We start from the raw sequence: 1,127 nt of genomic DNA on the forward strand, positions 1-1,127 counted from the left end.
TCGGCCTCGCGCTGTCCGCCGGCGCGGGCGCGATCCTCGCGGGCGCCGTCCTGTACCGCAAGGCGCGCAACGCGGCCTGACCCGGCGGGCCACCCGTGAGAACGGGCCACCCGTGAGACGGAGCGGGCCCCTGCCGCAGGACGGCGGGGCCCGCTTCCGGTCATGCGCTCCCGCTCACCACGTGGCCCGCACCTGGCGGATGATCCGCCGGCGCAACCGCACTCTGCGGCTGCCGTCGCGCATGAGGCTCAGTCGGTCCAACTCCCAGTGTCCGTACTCGGCATGGTCCGTGAGTAGACGCGTCGCCTCCTTGCGGGACACCCCGCGGGGGACGTACACGTCGACAAATTCGTATTCCGGCATCGCATCTATTGTGCGGGCTGGTGCCCGGTACGGATAGCGTCTGCACTATGTCTGATGCTGCGCAGCCCACCGCTGCCGAGGTACGCGCCGCCGCCGAGGCGGTCAAGACCGCGCTCGACCGCCACCTGGCGGCCGTCGAACGCAGGACGGGTGACGACGACCCGGCCGTCCACGAGGCGTTCAATCAGCTTGCGGCGGCCGGCGAGGTGTACGACGAACTGCTCTACGACCGCTACGACGAGGTCACCCCCTTCGAGATCCCCGGAGCCGACGACTCGCTGCCGCCGTACACGGGCCCGGAGGAGCCCCACGCCGTCAGCGTCCTGATCCGCCGCGACTACACGGTGGCCGAGCCCCCGCGGCTGCTGGCCCAGGCCCAGCGGGTGGAGGCCGCCGAGTTCGAGGACGCCCTCACCGAGGACGACACCGCGAACACGGTCCCCGGCGCGCTGGGCATCCTGTTCGGCGAGTTCGAGCCGGACGAGATCGCGTCCCGGCACCGTGAGTTCGGTCTCGCGGAGGGTGACTCCACCCTCTGGGTCACCGCGGCGGAGGAGGCGCCCGAGCCCGGCGAATGGCTGGAGGCGCCGTTCGAGGACGCCGACCCGCAGCATGTGATCTGCCGCTTCGACGTCAGCGCGGTCTTCGACCGGGACGACAGCGACGACGACGCCGACGTGCGGGGCACGCTCCTGGACGAGCTGGCCGACGACGATCTGGAGCCGCTCGACCGCGACCGGTGAAGCACGGCGGTGCCCGTACCG

At 71.9% G+C, this 1,127-nt stretch carries 2 protein-coding genes; one reads left to right on the plus strand and one right to left on the minus strand.

What is annotated here, in order from left to right; genetic code table 11:
• Positions 1-174: 174 nt before the first annotated feature.
• Positions 175-363: a DUF5703 family protein gene (locus tag CCN33_RS28700; protein ID WP_046732800.1), complete on the minus strand. Its 189-nt coding sequence runs from the start codon at positions 361-363 to the stop codon at positions 175-177.
• A 47-nt stretch (positions 364-410) separates the two neighbouring features.
• Here CCN33_RS28700 and CCN33_RS28705 point away from each other — a divergent pair, with 47 nt between their 5' ends.
• A complete protein-coding gene (locus CCN33_RS28705) occupies positions 411-1,106 on the plus strand; it encodes a hypothetical protein (protein ID WP_086696312.1) in 696 nt (231 codons plus the stop codon).
• Positions 1,107-1,127 lie beyond the last annotated feature (21 nt).

The organism is Streptomyces recifensis (assembly GCF_002154615.1).
Lineage (GTDB): Bacteria > Actinomycetota > Actinomycetes > Streptomycetales > Streptomycetaceae > Streptomyces > Streptomyces griseoluteus.

Bases quoted from the DNA above. Each gene is read 5' to 3' on its own strand.
- CCN33_RS28700 (WP_046732800.1), bottom strand. From the start codon at position 363: ATGCCGGAATACGAATTTGTCGACGTGTACGTCCCCCGCGGGGTGTCC.
- CCN33_RS28705 (WP_086696312.1), top strand. From the start codon at position 411: ATGTCTGATGCTGCGCAGCCCACCGCTGCCGAGGTACGCGCCGCCGCC.